A 17,835-nucleotide genomic window follows, 5' to 3' on the forward strand; every position below is an offset into this window, starting at 1 on the left:
CGTGATTGGTGGAGTGAGCCTATTAATCCATGAATCAACTAACGGGGCCATTGAAGTGTGCGCCCGTTAGTTGTCAGCAAGTTTCAGACTTGTGGTGTATCCGCTGTTTCGGCGGCATCTTCACTGCGATGCAAGGCCACTTGACGAATCGACAGGCGAATCTCCGCCGGCAACACGCGTTTGGCCGCGCCTTCGGCCAGTTCGCCGAGCAGTTCGTGGTAGCTCAGCTTGCCCGCTTCGTCGCGGCGCAGCACGTCGAGGTCGAGCAGGGTCTGGATGAAGTGGCGGAACAGGCTCTTGTCGAAGAACTCCGGGGCGTTCAAACCGTGGAGGATCGACAGGCGCTGGGCCATGACCGTGCACAGGTCTTCCAGTTCTTCGGCGCTGATGCTGTTCTGGCCGCTGTTGAGCAGCAGGGACACGGTCATATAGAAGCGCTGCAGGGTCTGCGCGATGCTTTTCGACAGCAGGGTCAGCAGCACAAAGTGCCGTGAACTTGGCGCCGGGCGCATATACACGTCCTTCTCGAAACGCAGCAGGCCTTGCTCGACGAAGGCTTCCAGCCATTGATCGACCACGCCGTCCAGTTCTTCCAGCGACCAGCGAATGAACAGCTCCGATTGCAAGTACGGATACAACGCGCGGGTGTAGCGCAGGATCTGTTCGCGACTCATGCGCGAGGTGCTCTGGAAGAAGCTCGCCAGCAGCGCCGGCAAGGCGAAAATGTGCAGCACGTTGTTGCGGTAGTAGGTCATCAGGACGGCGTTCTGCTCGTCCAGATAGAGAATCTTGCCCAGCGCATCGTTCTGCTCGGACAGCAGATCCATGTCCTTCACATGCTCGATCAGCGCGCGGCCATCGCCTTCCGGCAGGGTCGTGTGCGGCGAGTAAGGGACTTTGCGCAGCAGCGCCAGATACAGATCCAGCACTCGCGCCATGGCCCGATCATCCAGCGCCAGACGCGTAGTCGAGAGCAGCGCCAGCGCCACCAGATTGACCGGGTTGATTGCCGCCGCTTCGTTCAGGTGCTGCGCGACTTTCTCGCCGAGGCGATGGGTGGTTTCGTTGAGCCATGCCGGTTTGTACTGCGGGCCGAGTTCCTGCTGGCGCCAGTCTGGCTGCTCGCTGTCGAGGAACTCCGCGAGTTTGATCGGCTCGCCGAAGTTCACCGCGACCTGACCGAAGCGTTGCTTGAGCGCGCCAATGACTTTGAAAATGTCGAAGATCGACTCTTTCTTCTTGCTCGCGCCACGCAGTTCGCCGAGGTAGGTGCGACCTTCAAGAACGCGCTCATAGCCGATGTACACCGGCACGAAAACGATCGGCATCCGCGACGAACGCAGGAAGCTGCGCAGGGTGATCGCGAGCATGCCGGTCTTCGGTTGCAGCATGCGTCCGGTGCGCGAGCGGCCGCCCTCGACGAAGTATTCGACCGGGAAACCTTTGGTGAACAGGGTGTGCAGGTATTCGTTGAACACCGAGGTGTACAGCGGATTGCCCTTGAACGTGCGGCGCATGAAAAACGCGCCGCCACGGCGCAGCAGGCTGCCGATCACCGGCATGTTGAGGTTGATCCCGGCGGCAATGTGCGGCGGGGTCAGGCCGTTGCGGAACAGCAAGTACGAGAGCAGCAGGTAGTCGATGTGGCTGCGGTGGCACGGCACGTAGATCACTTCGTGACCCTGGGCGACCTTCTGCACGCCTTCAATGTGGTTGACCTTGATCCCGTCGTAGATCTTGTTCCAGAACCAGCTCAGCACCACTTCGAGGAAACGGATCGCGGTGTAGGTGTAGTCCGAGGCGATCTCGTTGCCGTAACGCAGGGCCTGGGCCTTGGCTTTTTCCGGGGAGATGTTCTCGCGCTCGGCTTCGTCGAGGATCGCTTGCTTGACCAAGGGCTGGTTGAGCAGGCCCTTGACCAGGTTACGGCGGTGGGAAATGTCCGGGCCGATGACGGCGGCTTTCAGATTGCGGAAGTGCACGCGCAGGATGCGCTGGGCCATGCGCACGGTGCGTTCGTGGCCCTTGTTGTGTTCGATCAGTTCGCGCAGGTGGATCGGCGCGGAGAACTGCACGCGAGTCTTGCGCCCCAGAACGATGATGCTCAGCAGCCGACGCAGGCGTCCGGTGACCGCCCAGCTGTCGGCGAACAGCAGCTTCCACGGACTGTTTTCACTGTCCGGCGACTGGCCCCAGAACACGCTGACCGGAATGATCTGCGCGTCTTCGGCGGCGTTCTGGGTCAGGGCGCTGACCAGGCGGGTCAGGGTCGGCGGTGCGCCGCGCTTGTCCTGACGACCGAGCCAGTCAGGGTCCGGCGTCAGATAGAAAAACGCCGCCGGTTCGATCAACGGCCCTACCGACACCGGCAGTACCGGACGCGGCAGACCGGCCTTGGTGCACTCGGTGTCGACCACCGCCAGATCGGTGAGCGAAGGGTTTTGCAGGACGTAGAACACCGGACGACTGCGGTCGAGGTTGAGGGTGAGCGACGACTGGTTGATCGTCTCGGAGCGAACCCAGAGGTACAACAGTCGGCGCAAGGTGCCAAACACTAGACGGCGGAACGGGGAACGGGTCATACGGCTTCTGCGTGAGTGAATAAAACCGAGCAGATGCTCGGGCGGTCGATAGTGTGCCGTATTGGACGAAAATCGGCAAAAAAGCGGCGAAGTAATCTCCTGTTGAGACTTTTTGCGCCTGTCATATACTCGGCAATCTGTCGCCGGGGCCCTTTATGGACGTCGGGCGCAGGCTGACGTTCCGCAAAGGCTTTCCTGCGAAAAGCCTGTTCAATAATAAAAAAGGAGTATGAACAGATGGCAACACGTGAAACCGGCAATGTGAAGTGGTTCAACGACGCCAAGGGCTACGGCTTCATTCAGCGCGACGACGGGGTGGACGTGTTCGTGCACTACCGCGCGATTCGCGGTGAAGGGCATCGGTCGCTGACTGAAGGTCAGCAGGTTGAGTATGCGGTGGTGACGGGGGAGAAGGGGTTACAGGCAGAAGACGTTGTAGGCCTGTAATACAACCCTTCAAAACACCCCAAAACCAAATGTGGGAGCGGGCTTGCTCGCGAATGCGTCGTGTCATTCAGCACATCTGGAGCTGATACACCGCATTCGTCGGAACGCCGCCCGGAGCAAGCCCGCTCCCACATGGGATATGTGTTGCCCGGGATTACGCGGTTTTCCAGGTGATCTCTTCTTCACCGTCGGCGCTGATGCGAATCCAGCGATCAGCCGTTTCCTCACCTTCTTCCTCGACCCACGTGCCCGGTGCGCAACGCACCTCGACGTTCAGCACAGCAAAGGCTGCACGGGCGCAGGCGATGTCGTCGTCCCAAGGGGTCGCGTCGCTTTCCAGGTACAGGCTGTTCCACTTGCCCACGGCTTTCGGCAGCCAGGTCACCGGGATGTTGCCGGCCTTGCACTTGTAGGTCTGGCCTTTCTGTACCCAGTCGCTGCACGGGCCCAGAGCCTCACCGAGCCAGGCGGAAATCGCCTTGTGGTCGACGTCGGCGTCTTTCAGGTAAATCTCGATGTCCGGTTGGCGCATGGATGTCCTCACTGCGGGTCTGAAAAATCCATTCGCGGATTTAGCCGGCCCCGGGCACTTGCCCGAGACCAAAAGTTATTGAAGAACGAAATAATCGTAGCGCATCGACACGGTGGTCACGAACGGCTCGGCCTGTTCGATCACGGCGGCGCGGCGTTCGGCACTGGCGCGCCAGCCGTGGGGCGTCATCGCCAACAGGTTGGCGCGATCCTCGGGCTTGTCCAGCGTCAGTTTGAATTCCAGGGTTTCGCTGTGCGCCAGCGCCATGCCTTCGGGCACTAATGCCAGATGCTTGTCGTCGGTGTATTCGCGCACTTCGTCGTACAGGCGTTCGCGCAGTTCCATCAGGTGGCCGCTGGTCGGGCCGACCTTCATCAGGCCGCCGCCGACGCTGAGCAGACGATTGGCCTCTTCCCAGTCCAGCGGACTGAAAACGCTGGCGAGAAACTGGCAACTGCCCGACGCCAACGGCACGCGGGCCATGCTGGCGATCAACCAGGTGATTGCCGGATTACGCTTGCAGGCGCGTTTCACGGCCTCGCGGGAGATGTCCAGCGCGTAGCCATCGGCATCCGGCAAGGCATCGGCAATCTGCGCGGTGTAGTAACCCTCACCGCAACCGATATCGACCCAGCGTGCCGGCGCATAACCCGCCGCCAGCTCGGCCAGACGCTTGGCCACTGGCGCGTAATGCCCGGCATTCAGGAAGTCGCGGCGCGCCTCGACCATCGCCTGATTGTCGCCAGGATCACGGCTGTTCTTGTGCTGCACCGGCAGCAGGTTCAGATAACCCTGCCGCGCACGGTCGAAGCGGTGGCCGGCGGGGCAGACCACACCGTTATCGACGCTGTTCAGCGGTTCACTGCAGATCGGACACGCGAGCATCAGGCGAGCAACTTGATCAGGGTCTGGTAGTAGATCTCGGTCAGCACGTCGAGATCGGCCGCCAGCACACGTTCGTTGACCTGGTGAATGGTTGCGTTGACCGGGCCCAGCTCAACCACTTGCGTGCCCATGGTCGCGATGAAACGGCCATCGGAGGTACCGCCGCTGGTCGACGCCTTGGTCTCGCGGCCGGTGATGTCCTTGATGCTCGACGACACCGCGTCGAGCAGCGCGCCCGGCTCGGTGAGGAACGGCAGGCCGGACAGCGCCCAGTCGATGTGCCAATCCAGATTGTGTTTGTCGAGGATGTCGGCCACGCGTTTCTGCAGGCCTTCGACGGTGGATTCGGTGGAGAAGCGGAAGTTGAACACCGCCACCAGATCACCCGGGATCACGTTGGTCGCGCCGGTGCCGGAGTTGAGGTTGGAAATCTGGAAACTGGTCGGCGGGAAGAAATCGTTGCCGTGGTCCCAGTGCTCGGCGGCCAGTTCAGCCAGCGCCGGAGCGGCGAGGTGGATCGGGTTCTTCGCCAGATGCGGGTAGGCCACGTGACCCTGCACGCCGCGCACGGTGAGCTTGGCGCCCAGCGAGCCACGACGGCCGTTTTTCACCACGTCACCGACCAGCGTGGTGCTCGACGGTTCGCCGACGATGCACCAGTCCAGACGTTCCTTGCGCGCCACCAGACGTTCAACCACCGCTTTGGTGCCGTGGTGCGCCGGGCCTTCTTCGTCGCTGGTGATGAGGAAGGCGACCTTGCCCTTGTGGTTCGGGTAGTCGGCGACGAAACGCTCGGCGGCCACGGTCATCGACGCCAGGCTGCCTTTCATGTCCGCTGCGCCGCGACCGCAGAGCATGCCGTGCTCATCGATCACCGCGTTGAACGGGTCGATCTGCCAGGCGGTCACCGGACCGGTCGGCACCACGTCGGTGTGGCCGGCGAAGCACAGCACCGGGCCGTCGTCGTTGCCGTGGGTGGCCCAGAAGTTATCCACGTCCTCGATGCGCATCGGCTCCAGGGTGAAACCGGCATCGCCCAGGCGCTGCATCATCTGCTTCTGGCAATCGGCGTCGACCGGCGTCACGGACGGACGGCGGATCAGGTCGATGGCGAGTTGAAGGGTCGGCGAAAGGTCGGCGTGGGCCGTCATGGAAAACTCCGGAGTCATGAATGTGGGCGCGGACTGACTGTAGGAGTGAGCCTGCTCGCGATTGCGGTGTGTCAGTCAACTTAAACATTGATTGTTACACCGCAATCGCGAGCAGGCTCACTCCTACAGGGGATAGTGTTCGGTCAGTCAGACCGTTATCACGCCAAGCCCCGCAAAATGGCGGTTATCTTAAAGCAAAACGGCGACCATTGGCCGCCGTTTAGTGGATCAAAGAGGAATTAGACGACAGGCGCCGGCTCAGGCGCAGCGGCCGGTTTCGGCAGCGACGAGAGGAACGCCATGATCAGCGCCGCGACGTACGGCAGCGACTGCACCAGCAGCATCGCCACCCAGAAGCGCATGTCGTTGCTCGGAATGCCCTGCACCAGGTAGATCCCCAGCGCCGCGCCCCACAACAGCAGCATGATGAACAACTCTTCCCGCGCTTCGGAAATCGCCACCCAGAAGCCATGGTTGTCGGCGTTTTTCGGCGTGCGGAAGAACGGAATGCTGCTGGTGAAGAAGCCGTACAGCACCGCTTTGGCGATGGTGTGCGACAACGCCAGCCCGGCCAGTGCCGCGCAGAACGCATCCTTGAGGTTCACGCCGACGGCGCGACGGTAGAGGAAGATGATCTTGCCGACCTTGAACACGAACAGTGCCAATGGCGGGATGGCGAAAATCAGCAGCGGCGGATCGACTCGTTGCGGCACGATGATCATCGCCGCCGACCACAACAACGCGCCGACGGTGAAGAAAATGTTCATGCCGTCCGCCACCCACGGCAACCAGCCCGCGAGGAAGTGGTAACGCTGGCCACGGGTCAGCTCGGTGTCCTTGCCGCGCAGCAGGCTGCGGGTGTGGCGCTTGATGATCTGGATTGCGCCGTAGGCCCAGCGGAAACGCTGCTTCTTGAAGTCGATGAAGGTGTCCGGCATCAGACCCTTGCCGTAACTGTCGTGGTAATACGCTGCCGACAGACCTTTCTCGAACACGCGCAGACCGAGTTCGGCGTCTTCACAGATGCACCAGTCGGCCCAGCCCAGCTCTTCCAGGACCGAACGCCGGGTCATGGTCATGGTGCCGTGCTGGATGATCGCGTCGCGGTCGTTGCGGGTGACCATGCCGATGTGGAAGAAGCCTTTGTATTCGGCGTAGCAGAGCTTCTTGAAGGTGCTTTCGTTCTGGTCGCGATAGTCCTGCGGCGACTGCACCACGGCGATTTTCGGGTCGGCGAAGTGCGGCACCATGTGCTTTAGCCAGTTCGGGTGCACGCAGTAGTCGGAGTCGATCACTGCGATCACTTCGGCGTCCTTGGCGGTATGCGGAATCAGGTAATTCAGCGCGCCGCCCTTGAACCCGGCCAGCGGTGATACGTGAAAGAACTTGAAGCGCGGGCCGAGGGTTGCGCAGTAGTCGCGCACCGGCTCCCAGACGGCCGGGTCTTTGGTGTTGTTGTCGATGATCAGGACTTCATAGTCCGGGTAATCGAGGGCGGCCAAGGCGTCGAGGGTCTGTTTGACCATGTCCGGCGGCTCGTTGTAGCAAGGCACGTGGATCGAGACTTTCGGCCGATAGTGCGAATCACCGATCACCGGCAGGAATTCCCGCCGACGCTTGTGAATCCACACCGCCTCGGCCAGTTCATGCGCCTCGGTAAGCAACACGATGAACACCCCCAGCGCACCCAGTGCCAGGAGGAAACCCACCGTCAGGCTGAACCACGTGCTGTATTGCTGGCTGTAGTCGTAACCGATCCACACCAGCACCGAACCGCAGAGAAACGCGATAAAGGTCAGGAAGGTCCGGCCACGCTGGCGCAAGGCCGAGCCGTCGATCATCAGCAGGGTCAGCGACAACAGCGCCAGGACCACCGAACCGATGGCCAGCACGCGCCATTGCGGAATCGCGACCACCGGGCCTTCGAAGTTGAATTTCTGCTGGCGCGCGGCGTTGAACACGCCCCAGTAGGCGCCCACCGAACCTTCGTCACTGGCCTTCCACGGCTGGTCGAACGCTTCGATCACGAAATAGTTGAAGCCCTGACGGTTGAGCTTATTGACCAGCGTACGCAGGTAGATCGCCTGATCCGCCGGCGACGCATCGGCGCCACCGCGCATGCGCCCGTTGCTCGGCCAGCCGACTTCGGACAGCAGCAACGGTTTTTTCGGGAACAGCTTTTTCAGGTCACGGGCGCGGTCGAAGACGAACTGCCCGGCCTTGTCGACCGGGATGAATTCCCAGTACGGCAGCACGTGCGCAGCGATCAAGTCGACGTGCTTGGCCAGTTCCGGGTGTTCTTCCCAGACGTGCCACTGCTCGGAGGTGGTCACCGGCACTTTCACCGCTGCGCGTACGCGATCCAGCAGCACGCTCAGTTGCTCGGCAGTGATTTCCTTGCGGAAGATCGCCTCGTTACCGACCACCACACGAACCACGCTGCGCGAGGTGTTGGCCAGTTCGATGGCGCGCTGGATTTCCCGCTCGTTGCGTTCCTGATCGGGGCTGATCCAGATCCCGAGGGTCACGCGCAGACCGAACTCTTCCGCCAGTTTCGGGATGTCCTGCAGCGAACCGTCGACCGAGTAGATGCGGATGTTGTCCGTCAGCTTGCTCATGATCTCCAGGTCGCGGCGCATTTCATCGTCAGTCGGATACTGATCCTTCTGCGGGAATTGGCCCTGCTGGAATGGCGAATAAGAGAAACCGGAGATCTGCTCCGGCCAGTTGGGCGCGGAGACCGGGCGGTTGATCAGCGCCCAGAAACCGGTGAACAGGGCGGCGATTGCCAGAACCACCACCAGGTTGAGACCAAATTTACGCGATGACATAGCTATTTCGGGTTCCAAAGGCTGTGGAACGGAGGATCGGTCGGCTATACGCCCGAGGGGCGCGCATCCTACACCGGCAGTTCGCAAGTCGTACATCGGACAGGGAAATGCCCGACGTTGGGCAGTCCAACCTGATTTAAGTTCTTTAGTTACAGCTTGTAAGAGAAAACTTTGTTGTTCAGTTATAGCAATTCCCCGTGGCGAGGGAGCTTGCTCCCGCTGGACTGCGAAGCAGGCCGCTTTCAAAGGGCCGCTTCGCGACCCGGCGGGAGCAAGCTCCCGCGCCACAAGGTTCGTGCAAACGGCTGCGTTCACCGTTCATAGCGTCAAAGATGCTCTTGGCCGCCGACGGCCCTATAATGCGCGCCGGTTTTTGGGGTAATGGTCATGAGTACAGAAGATCCGCGGTTTGCAGGCATCGCCCGTTTGTATGGCATCGAAGGCATGGAGCGCTTGCGCGCGGCCCATGTGGCGATCGTCGGCGTCGGTGGCGTCGGTTCCTGGGCGGCGGAAGCCATGGCCCGCTGTGGCGTCGGCGAGATTTCGCTGTTCGACCTCGACGACGTCTGCGTCAGCAACGCCAACCGCCAGTTGCACGCATTGGACAGCACAGTCGGCAAGCCCAAGGTCGAGGTGATGGCCGAGCGTCTGCGCGGGATCAACCCGGACTGCAAAGTGCATGCGGTGGCGGATTTCGTCACCCGCGACACCATGGCCGAGTACATCACGCCGAACATCGACTGCGTGATCGACTGCATCGACGCGGTCAACGCCAAGGCTGCACTGATCGCCTGGTGCAAACGCCGCAAGATCCAGATCATCACCACTGGCGGTGCCGGTGGGCAGATTGATCCGACGCTGATTCAGGTCTGCGACCTCAACCGCACGTTCAATGACCCGCTGGCCTCGAAAGTGCGCTCGACGTTGCGTCGTGATTATGGCTTTTCGCGCACCGTGACCCGCCATTACAGCGTGCCGTGCGTGTTCTCCACTGAACAGCTGCGCTATCCGAAACCGGACGGCAGCATCTGCTTGCAGAAGAGTTTTGTCGGCGATGGCGTGAAGCTCGACTGCGCCGGCGGGTTTGGCGCGGTGATGATGGTCACGGCGACGTTCGGCATGGTCGCGGCGACCAAGGCGGTGGACAAGATTGTGGCGGGTGTGCGCCGGCCGGCTGACCGAGTAAAACCTCAGGTTTGATGCCGGGGCTGAGGGCCTCTTCGCGAGCAAGCTCGCTCCCACAGGGGATTTGTGAACGCCACAGATCCCCTGTGGGAGCGGGCTTGCTCGCGAAGGCGATTAACCAGCCAATTCATTCATCCGCTGGAGCACGGCATTCAAGCCATTACTGCGCGAAGGCGACAACTGCCGCGACAGCCCCAGCTGATTGAACCAATCGGGCAGATCCACCTGCTGCAACTCGGCAGCGCTCAAGCCGTTGACCCGCAACAGCAGCAACGCCACCAACCCACGAATCATTCGTGCATCGCTGGCGGCGCTGAACTGCCAGTGGCCGTCCTGCAACTCACCCACCAGCCACACCTGACTTTCACAGCCATGCACGCGGTTGGCTTCGCATTTGTCCGCGTCATCCAGCGGCGACAGACGATCACCAACCTGCATCAGTAACCGCGCCCGTTGTTCCCAGCCGGCGGCATTCTCAAAGGTCTGTAGCGCTTCGGCGGCGGCAAGCGGCAGGCTCATCGCAACAACTCCAGGGCCTGATCCAGTGCCTCGAAGAAGCGTTCGAGATCTTCCGAATCGTTGTACAGCGCCAGCGACACGCGAATCGCGCCGGCCAGTTCGAAGCTTTTCAGCAACGGCATGGCGCAGTGATGTCCGGCGCGCACGGCAATACCTTGCTCGGTCAGCAGATGCGCCAGATCGGCGTTATGCACGCCCTCGACGAAAAAACTCGCCAGCGCCAATTGCGGCTTGCCCAGCAGACGAATGCCGTTGCGCGCGGCCAGGCCTTGCAGCAGGTAGGCGTGCAGCGCCGCTTCGTGGGCCGACACCGCGTCTTGATCCAGCCCGGCCAGATAATCGAGGGTCGCGCCGAGGCCGATCACGCTGGCGATCGGCGGCGTGCCCGCCTCGAAACCCAGCGGGGCAGGGCGGAAGCGTGAATCGTGATAATTGGCTTCGAGCACCATTTCGCCGCCGAACTGCCACGGCTGCAGTTGTTCAAGCGCCTTGTTGCGCCCGAACAGCACGCCGAGGCCATCGGGGCCGTACAGCTTGTGGCTGGAAAACACATAAAAGTCGCAACCCAGCGCCTGCACGTCGTGGCGACCGTGCACCACACCCTGGGCGCCATCGACCACGGTCAGCGCGTTGTGCGCCTTGGCCATCGCCAGCAGCGCCGGCAATGGTTGCCAGGCACCGAGCACGTTGGACAGCTGACTGACCGCCAGCAAGCGAGTGCGCGGGGTGATCAGACGCACGGCGGCGCCGAGGTCGATCACGCCGTCGGCGTCCAGCGGCAGGATCACCAGTTTCAGCTCGCGACGTTGTGCCAGTTGCTGCCATGGCAGCAGGTTGGCGTGATGCTCCAGGGCGCTGATGACAATTTCATCGCCTGGGTGGAAAAGATGTTCCAGGCCATAGGCCAGGAGATTCAGCGCACTGGTGGCGCCGTGGGTGAAGATGATCTGCCCGCTGTCACCGGCGTTCAGCCACTGGGCAACCTTGAGCCGACTGTCTTCGAACGCCTGCGTCGCGTGCGCGCCGGGCAGATGCTGCGCACGATGCACATTGGCCGCGCCGTTGGCGTAGTAATGCGTCAGTGCGTCGAGCAGGGCCTGGGGTTTTTGCGTGGTGGCGGCGTTGTCCAGATAGGTCTGGTCTTGCCGTTGCAGGGCGGCGATGGCCGGAAAATCGGCGCGCCACGGGGAGGGAATCATCACAGTTTTCAGCCCTGGTGAAGAGGGGCGGGATGTACGCCGAACCTTGTGGGAGCGGGCTTGCTCGCGAATGCGTCGTGTCATTCAGCACTGTTGTTGACTGACCGGACGCCTTCGCGAGCAAGCTCGCCCCCACAGGGGGGATCGTGTGGCTGCTTAGTTGTGAGCGTGCAGCGCTTCGTTCAGCTCGATCGCCGATTTGTGGGTCTTGCACTCCACGGCACCGGTTTCCGAGTTGCGACGGAACAGCAGGTCGGTCTGACCGGCCAGCTCGCGCGCCTTCACAACCTTGACCAGATTGTTGTGCTCGTCCAGCAGCGCGACTTTGGTGCCGGCGGTCACGTACAGGCCCGACTCGACGGTGTTGCGGTCGCCCAACGGGATACCGATACCGGCGTTGGCGCCGATCAGGCAGCCTTCGCCGACCTTGATCACGATGTTGCCGCCGCCCGACAGGGTGCCCATGGTCGAGCAGCCGCCGCCCAGGTCCGAACCCTTGCCGACGAATACGCCTGCGGAAACGCGGCCTTCGATCATGCCCGGGCCTTCGGTGCCGGCGTTGAAGTTGATGAAGCCTTCGTGCATTACGGTGGTGCCTTCGCCCACGTAGGCACCCAGACGCAGACGAGCAGCGTCAGCGATACGCACACCGGCCGGCACCACGTAGTCGGTCATTTTCGGGAACTTGTCCACCGAGAACACTTCCAGCAGCTCGCCACGCAGACGGGCTTCCAGTTGCAGTTCGGCCAGTTCGCTCAGGTCGATCGCGCCCTGGCTGGTCCAGGCAACGTTCGGCAGCAGCGGGAAGATCCCGGCCAGGCTTACGCCGTGTGGCTTGACCAGACGATGGGACAGCAGGTGCAGCTTGAGGTACGCCTCTGGCGTCGAGGTCAGTTGTGCGTCTTCGGCCAGCAGGGTGGCGACCAGCGGCTTGTGGCTTTCGGCCAGACGGGTCAGCAGTTTGCCTTGAACGGCGTCGATGCCTTTGACCGCTTCAGCCAGTTGCGCAGCCTGCGCGGTGGTGAACGTGATGGCCTGGTTGCCTTCGGTGTAGCCGAGGATCGGCGCAACAGCGGCGACCAGTTCCGCCGACGGGTTGAGCAGTGGCTGAGCGTAGAACACTTCCAGCCAGGCGCCTTGACGGTTTTGCGTGCCGACACCAAAGGCGATGCTGAACAGAGAGTTGGACATGTGAATACCTCTAGCAATAAGTGACGGGCTGCTTACTTGATTGCGGCCGCGTAGATGTCTGGCTTGAAGCCAATCAGGGTTCGGTCACCGAGATCAAGCACCGGGCGCTTGATCATCGAGGGTTGAGCGAGCATCAGTTCGATGGCTTTCGACTGGTCGAGATCGGCTTTACGTTCGTCGTCGAGTTTGCGAAAGGTCGTGCCTGCACGGTTCAACACCGTTTGCCAGCCGTGCTCGTCACACCATTGGGTCAGGTGCTCACGGTCGATACCGGCGGTTTTGTAGTCGTGAAAGTCGTAGCTGACAGCGTGTTCATCGAGCCAGGTGCGCGCTTTCTTCATGGTGTCGCAGGCTTTGATGCCGAAAAGGTGCAACGTTTTACTTGAAACAGTCAAGGAATCGCTCCCTTTACAGGTGCTGGAAAAAAATGGTGTCGGATTATGCCATGACCGAACGGTTTCGCGGCGGCTGAGGTCGATTTCCCACCGCAAAACCCTGTAGGAGTGAGCCTGCTCGCGATGGCGATTTACCTGCCACTGATAGTGTTGAATGTTAAACCGTTATCGCGAGCAGGCTCACTCCTACAAGGGATTTGCGACAGGGCGTGCGACATAGGTGCAACGGTCAGACGCATCCTAAGCGGCTAATATGGCAGTTCAACGCTGTCGATTGTCTGAGATTTCCGCTTTATGCAAACCGCTTATACCGTCCTGATCCTGCTGATGCTGGTCAGCGTCTCCCGGCTGGTCGGACGGGTCGTCCCGCTGCCGCTGCCCCTCGTGCAAATCGCCGCCGGTGCCTTGCTGGCCTGGCCGACACTGGGCCTGCACGTCGCGCTGGACCCCGAATTGTTCCTGTTTCTGTTCCTGCCGCCGCTGCTGTTTTCCGACGGTTGGCGCATGCCCAAGCGCGAGTTCTGGCATCTGCGCGGACCAATTCTGACGCTGGCGGTCGGTCTGGTGCTGTTCACCGTGGTCGGCGCCGGGTACTTCATTCACTGGCTGTTGCCGAGCATTCCGTTGCCGGTGGCCTTCGCGCTGGCCGCTGTGCTCTCGCCGACTGACGCCGTGGCGGTCTCGGCGATCTCGCAGAACCGCTTGCCGACACCGCTGATGCACATCCTGCAAGGCGAGGCGTTGATGAACGATGCCTCGGGTCTGGTGACGTTCAAGTTTGCCTTGGTAGCGGCGGTGACCGGGGTGTTTTCGCTGGCCAATGCGAGCCTGACTTTCGTGCTGGTGGCGGTCGGTGGATTAGCCGTCGGCGTCGCGCTGAGCTGGCTGGTCGGGCGCTTGCGCGCGTGGATGATCGCCCGTGGCTGGGACGATCCGGCCACCCACGTGGTGTTCATGTTGCTGCTGCCGTTCGCCGCCTATGTACTGGCCGAGCGACTGGGCGCATCGGGGATTCTTTCGGCCGTCGCGGCGGGGATGATGCAGAGCTGGCTTGATCTGTTGCCACGGCAGACCAGCACCCGGCTGCTCAATCGCAGCGTGTGGTCATTGCTCGAATTTGCCTTCAACGGTCTGATCTTTCTGCTGCTGGGCCTGCAATTGCCGGACATCATCAAAGCGGTGGTCAGCCACGAGCCTACGTTGTGGCCGACGCTGCTGTACCGTGGCCTCGACGTGGTGGCGATTTTTCTCGCGCTGGTGCTGTTGCGCTTTATCTGGGTACAAAGCATCTGGCGTTTGTCGGTACTGCTGCGAAGGCTGCGCGGCAAGGGCGACCTGACGCAAGTGCCGACCGCCCGATCCTGCTGGCTGCTGACCGTCGGTGGTGTGCGCGGGGCGGTGACGCTGGCCGGTGTGATGTCAGTGCCGATGTTGATGGGGGCCGAGGCGTTCCCCGAGCGTGATCTGCTGATCTTCATCGCCGCCGGGGTGATTCTGTTGTCGCTGATTTGTGCGTGTATCGCCTTGCCGTTGCTGCTGCGTGGCATCGAAAAAAGCCCGGACGACAAACGCCGTCAGGAAGTGCGCGATGCCTGGCGCAAGACCGCCGAGGCGGCGATCCATGCGCTGGAAACCGAAGAGGTCGGCCCGCAGGATGCTGCGCAGGCCGCGCTCTCGGCGGAACTCAAGGCACGGATCATGTCCGAGTATCGTCATCAGCTCGACGTGTTCAACGATTCCGCCGAAGCCCAGGCGCTGGCGTTCCAGATGGATCTGCTGGAACGCCGGTTGCGCTTGAAGGCGTTGCGGGCACAGCGCCTGGAGTTGTATAGCCTCAGCCGTCAGCACCAGATCGGTGATGATGTGTTGCGTGAGGTATTGGGTGAGCTGGATTTGAGTGAGGCGAATCTGGGGCAGGTCAAATAGCCCGACACGGACCTGATGCGCTCACTCACTCGCGGGGCAGGGATAAGCGTTCGCCATGAAGATTTTGTCCTTTTCGCTGAGATCCAGATTAATGAAGAGCTGGAAGTCACCGATGGTCCAGGACTGGCTGATGCGATAGTGCATGATCGACTTTGGATCGTATTCCGAATAAATGCTTTCGTCGGGATTGCCGCGGTCAAAGTACCAGTCGTGCAGGCGTTTGCGCGTCACGCTGGCCTGGTAGTCGTCTTCTTCCGGGTCGGCGGTGATTCCAAATTGTGCATAGATGGCTGGCTTGTCCCAGGGAATATCTGCCGTGGGATTGGTCTGTTCATGCTCCGCGCCCAGCATGTGCCCGAACTCATGCATGACATTGGCTGCGAAGTAACGTGCCTGACTGGGTGGATGGGGCCAGAGTGTCATGGTCGGCTCATCGGGATGTAGCAGAGCATCCGTGCCGATCAGGGAGGAAAACGTTCCTTCCTGACTCAGTATGCGGATGTCGCCCACTTCACCTTCGACGAAATCGAATTTCAAGTTGATGTGCGGCAACCAGTTGCTGGCCGCGGCAATGGTCGCGTCCTTGAATTCCTGCGTGCCGTTGAGGAAGGCGATGCGAAGAGTACTGCCGGGAGTCCAGAATTTTGCCGGATTGTTTTTAGCCCACATTTTTCTGAACCTCCGAAGTGCATTTGATGATGGTGGAGGTGCGTGTGGTTTCGGTCTTTTTGTTTGGCTGAAGCCGGGTTAAGTGCATAACTGAACATCCATGTTTTCATTTGTCATATTTAACTTCTCGGGTTGCTTGTTGTTCCCGGAAAGTCGCTTTGAATGAAGGATGCTAGTTGTTGCGCCTGAGCAGGTAAATTGGATATGTGTGCGATTTTATGACGGGTTACCGTGCCAACAGAACTGGCACGGTAAAGATGTGATTCAGCGTGGGTAAATCAATCGCATGAGCTGTTTGTCTTTCTCACTGATTTCGCGATTGATCGGATTTTCCCAATTGCCAAGCGTCAAACTGTTGGGAACCGGATGGTGCATGATGGATTTTCGATCGTATGGCAAGTAAAGCGCGTCGGCATCGTCAAAAGGCGTAAATATATTGTCGTCAACTTCGCCTCGCGACAGTGGATTCATCGGTCTGTTCTGGTAGTAGTTGTAAACATTTTCTTTGTTCCAGGGGATTTGCGCCTTGGGGTGCTGATGTTCGTGCATCGCGCCCAGTGCATGGCCGAACTCGTGAATGACGACCGTCTCGAAGTCTTCGTGTTCGGGGTCGATGCCAAGGTTCATGGTTGGCGTGTCAGGAAACATATCCAGTGCATCGGTACCCAGAAATGAACTGTTCACAACACCCTCGGTGGCGATTCGGATCTCACCCTCTACGCCTTCAACGAACTCAAACTTCAAACTGATATAAGGAAGCCATTTTCCGGCGGCGGCAATGATTTTATTTTTGTGTTCCGGAGTCGGGTTATCCATGAAAGCTATTTTCAGAGTGTGTCGGCTTGGCCAAAGTTTCGCGTAGTGCACCAAAGAGCGTTTTTTTCGGCTGTTGTTGAGGGCGCTGGATTTGAGTTCTTTAGCCGGTTTTTGCAGCGTGCAATATTGAAAGTTGTCCATGCTTTGTCTTGCTCCTTGATTTGTCTTTTTGGTTGTTTCGCGCATGCAAAAAAACCACTGCGCAAGATTAAGCTTCGGGCAGTGTCTGGAGTAGTTGTAAAGTGGTTTTAAATGTAACTTGAGGGGTATGTCCGTGCCAGATGACTGGCACGGATACTGAAAACTCAGTGTTGGCGGGTGATGAAGTCGCGGATCCGTTCTGCTGCTTCAACACATTCAGCTAAAGGCGCAACCAGTGCCATGCGCACGCGCCCGGCGCCCGGATTCACGCCGTCGACCTCGCGCGACAGATACGAGCCTGGCACCACGGTCACATGCTCCTGCTCGAACAGGTCGCGGCAGAATGCGGCATCGTCCCCGGCCACGTTCGGCCACAGATAGAAGCTGCCGTCCGGACGCTGCACGTCCATCACCGGGCTGAGGATTTCCAGCACTGCGTCGAACTTCTCGCGGTACAGCGCACGGTTGGCACGCACATGCACTTCGTCATTCCACGCCGCAACACTGGCCAGCTGGGTTTGCACCGGCATCGCGCAGCCGTGGTAGGTGCGGTACAGCAGGAAGCCTTTGAGGATGTCGGCATCACCAGCCACGAACCCGGAGCGCAGGCCCGGCAGGTTGGAGCGCTTGGACAGACTGTGGAACACCACGCAACGCTTGAAGTCCTTGCGGCCGAGTTCCACGCAGGCGCTGAGCAGGCCCGGCGGCGGGGTCTGTTCGTCGAAGTACAGTTCGCTGTAGCACTCGTCGGCGGCGATCACGAAATCGTATTCGTCGGCCAGGGCGATGAGTTTTTTCAGTACATCGACCGGGATCAGCGCGCCGGTCGGATTGCCTGGGGAGCACAGGAACAGGATCTGGCAGCGCTTCCAGATGTCCGGCGACACGGCGTCGAAATCCGGGTTGAAACCGTTTTCGTCCAGGCACGGCAGGTAGTGCGGCTTGGCCCCGGCGAGGAACGCGGCGCCTTCGTAGATCTGATAGAACGGGTTCGGGCTGACCACCAGTGCATCGTCGCCACGGTTGACCACGGTCTGGGTGAAAGCGAATAGCGCTTCGCGGGTACCGTTGACCGGCAATACATTGCGCGCCGGATCAATCCAGCCGCTCGGCACGCCGAAGCGACGTTCACACCAGCTGGCGATGGCTTCGCGCAGGGCCGGGATGCCGAGGGTGGTCGGATACACCGCCATCTGATCCAGATTGTTCGCCAGCGCTTCGGCGACAAAACCTGGCGAGCGATGTTTCGGCTCGCCGATCGACAGGGCGATCGGGCGTTTGTCCGGGTTCGGGGTCACGGTGCCGAGCAGGGCGCGGAGCTTTTCGAACGGATAGGGCTGGAGCTGGTTCAGAGCGTTGTTCATGG

At 60.6% G+C, this 17,835-nt stretch carries 15 protein-coding genes; 3 read left to right on the plus strand and 12 right to left on the minus strand.

The genetic code is table 11. The annotated features are described in order from the left end of the window. Positions 1-83 precede the first annotated feature (83 nt). Entirely contained in the window at positions 84-2,582 is a 2,499-nt protein-coding gene (plsB, locus tag AC1RBR_RS05705) for a glycerol-3-phosphate 1-O-acyltransferase PlsB (RefSeq protein ID WP_095138339.1), read from the minus strand. 237 nt (positions 2,583-2,819) lie between these two features. Between plsB and AC1RBR_RS05710 the strand changes: the two genes are divergently transcribed. Then, the gene (locus tag AC1RBR_RS05710) at positions 2,820-3,029 is read left to right on the plus strand and encodes a cold-shock protein (protein ID WP_003222087.1); all 210 of its coding nucleotides are present in this window, start codon (positions 2,820-2,822) and stop codon (positions 3,027-3,029) included. 154 nt (positions 3,030-3,183) lie between these two features. Here AC1RBR_RS05710 and AC1RBR_RS05715 read toward each other — a convergent pair whose 3' ends face one another. From AC1RBR_RS05715 to AC1RBR_RS05730, 4 genes are all read right to left on the minus strand, one after another. Then, complete coding sequence (locus AC1RBR_RS05715; RefSeq protein WP_336837369.1) at positions 3,184-3,561, minus strand: hypothetical protein; 378 nt, start codon at positions 3,559-3,561, stop codon at positions 3,184-3,186. 75 nt (positions 3,562-3,636) lie between these two features. Next, entirely contained in the window at positions 3,637-4,446 is an 810-nt protein-coding gene (locus AC1RBR_RS05720; RefSeq protein WP_492563389.1) for a putative RNA methyltransferase, read from the minus strand. Next, a complete protein-coding gene (gene dapE, locus AC1RBR_RS05725) occupies positions 4,446-5,597 on the minus strand; it encodes a succinyl-diaminopimelate desuccinylase (RefSeq protein WP_027611017.1) in 1,152 nt (383 codons plus the stop codon). Before dapE ends, AC1RBR_RS05720 begins: the two co-directional genes overlap by 1 nt. Positions 5,598-5,836: 239 nt before the next feature. Then, on the minus strand, positions 5,837-8,428 hold the full coding sequence (locus AC1RBR_RS05730) for a glycosyltransferase (RefSeq protein ID WP_095138343.1): 2,592 nt from the start codon (positions 8,426-8,428) through the stop codon (positions 5,837-5,839). Positions 8,429-8,809: 381 nt separating this feature from the next. On the opposite strand from AC1RBR_RS05730, the gene tcdA reads away from it, so the two are divergent. After that, complete coding sequence (gene tcdA, locus AC1RBR_RS05735) at positions 8,810-9,628, plus strand: tRNA cyclic N6-threonylcarbamoyladenosine(37) synthase TcdA (RefSeq protein WP_330206332.1); 819 nt, start codon at positions 8,810-8,812, stop codon at positions 9,626-9,628. Positions 9,629-9,727: 99 nt separating this feature from the next. Here tcdA and AC1RBR_RS05740 read toward each other — a convergent pair whose 3' ends face one another. From AC1RBR_RS05740 to AC1RBR_RS05755, 4 genes are all read right to left on the minus strand, one after another. After that, positions 9,728-10,132, minus strand: a complete 405-nt coding sequence (locus AC1RBR_RS05740; RefSeq protein WP_492563394.1) for a SufE family protein — start codon at positions 10,130-10,132, stop codon at positions 9,728-9,730. After that, entirely contained in the window at positions 10,129-11,334 is a 1,206-nt protein-coding gene (locus AC1RBR_RS05745) for an aminotransferase class V-fold PLP-dependent enzyme (RefSeq protein WP_492563395.1), read from the minus strand. Before AC1RBR_RS05745 ends, AC1RBR_RS05740 begins: the two co-directional genes overlap by 4 nt. A gap of 153 nt (positions 11,335-11,487) precedes the next feature. After that, positions 11,488-12,522 (minus strand): 2,3,4,5-tetrahydropyridine-2,6-dicarboxylate N-succinyltransferase, encoded by a 1,035-nt coding sequence (dapD, locus tag AC1RBR_RS05750; RefSeq protein WP_007954762.1) that lies wholly within the window; start codon positions 12,520-12,522, stop codon positions 11,488-11,490. 32 nt (positions 12,523-12,554) lie between these two features. Beyond that, entirely contained in the window at positions 12,555-12,917 is a 363-nt protein-coding gene (locus AC1RBR_RS05755) for an ArsC family reductase (RefSeq protein WP_492563397.1), read from the minus strand. Between the two features lie 294 nt (positions 12,918-13,211). Here AC1RBR_RS05755 and AC1RBR_RS05760 point away from each other — a divergent pair, with 294 nt between their 5' ends. After that, positions 13,212-14,843, plus strand: a complete 1,632-nt coding sequence (locus AC1RBR_RS05760) for a Na+/H+ antiporter (RefSeq protein WP_492563398.1) — start codon at positions 13,212-13,214, stop codon at positions 14,841-14,843. Positions 14,844-14,864: 21 nt separating this feature from the next. Here the strand turns inward: AC1RBR_RS05760 and AC1RBR_RS05765 are convergent, their stop codons facing one another. The 3 genes from AC1RBR_RS05765 to dapC all read right to left on the minus strand — a co-directional run bounded on the left by AC1RBR_RS05765 (position 14,865) and on the right by dapC (position 17,833). Next, positions 14,865-15,512, minus strand: a complete 648-nt coding sequence (locus AC1RBR_RS05765) for a zinc metalloprotease (protein ID WP_492563400.1) — start codon at positions 15,510-15,512, stop codon at positions 14,865-14,867. 264 nt (positions 15,513-15,776) lie between these two features. After that, the gene (locus AC1RBR_RS05770; RefSeq protein ID WP_492563402.1) at positions 15,777-16,469 is read right to left on the minus strand and encodes a M12 family metallopeptidase; all 693 of its coding nucleotides are present in this window, start codon (positions 16,467-16,469) and stop codon (positions 15,777-15,779) included. Positions 16,470-16,633: 164 nt separating this feature from the next. Beyond that, a complete protein-coding gene (dapC, locus tag AC1RBR_RS05775; RefSeq protein ID WP_492563404.1) occupies positions 16,634-17,833 on the minus strand; it encodes a succinyldiaminopimelate transaminase in 1,200 nt (399 codons plus the stop codon). Positions 17,834-17,835: the final 2 nt, after the last annotated feature.

The organism is Pseudomonas sp. GW823-FHT01D03 (genome assembly GCF_058798255.1).